1 protein-coding gene and 1 pseudogene are annotated in these 737 nt (G+C 70.4%); both read right to left on the reverse strand.

Annotated features, from left to right (window positions below; genetic code table 11):
- Window positions 1–325, reverse strand: a 325-nt coding sequence (locus tag LPA54_RS33890) for an OB-fold nucleic acid binding domain-containing protein (protein ID WP_228984530.1), incomplete at its 3' end; no start/stop codon positions are given.
- 137 nt (window positions 326–462) lie between these two features.
- Window positions 463–735, reverse strand: a pseudogene (locus tag LPA54_RS33895) (glutamine--fructose-6-phosphate aminotransferase); the annotation flags it as partial.
- Window positions 736–737 lie beyond the last annotated feature (2 nt).

Below are 737 nucleotides of genomic sequence, written 5' to 3' on the forward strand. Positions count from 1 at the left end.
GGCCCGATGCGATCAGCTTGCGCCCCGGCTCTATCCCCACGATGGAGCGCCTGCCGAGCCACACCACGTCCAGCGCGGCGGTACCGTCGAACAGCTCGGCCTCCAGGGCCGGCACTCCCGCGCGCGGCCGCAGCGTGACCGTGCGCAAGGTACCAGTAACCGTGACGATCTCGCGGTCCTGGCAGTCACCTATCCGCGTGCATCCGGCAGTCGCGGCGTCCTCGCGCAGCTCCTCCGACTCCAGGTCCTCCTGGGAGGACGAGAGCCGGTCGAGCATGCGGCGGAACCGGCCTGCCGGCTTCTCGGACCGAGGAACAGCACTCATATCTGAAGCGTACCGGGGTGCACTGACGGTTACGTACCCCCTGCTTTCCCGGTCCGAACGGCCCGCCGTCACTTCTCGAAGCGGTAGCCCATGCCGGGCTCGGTGATGAGGTGTCTCGGCCGTGACGGGTCCGCCTCCAGCTTGCGGCGCAGGTCGGCGGCGTTGTCGATGATGCCGTTGTGGACGACGGCGACCCGGCCCGCGTTGTCCATGTGCGGGTGGGCGTTGGCGTCGGTCGGACCGCCGTGCGTGGCCCACCGGGTGTGCCCGATCCCGGTCGTGCCCGTGGGCAGCGGCCGTTCGCTCAGCTCCTTCTCCAGGTTGACCAGCTTCCCGGCCCTTTTCGCCGTGGCCAGCCCGCCGTCGGCCTGCACGGCGACGCCCGCCGAGTCGTAGCCCCGGTACTCCAGTC

The sequence above is a fragment of the Streptomyces sp. DH12 genome (assembly GCF_020873895.1).
GTDB lineage: Bacteria > Actinomycetota > Actinomycetes > Streptomycetales > Streptomycetaceae > Streptomyces.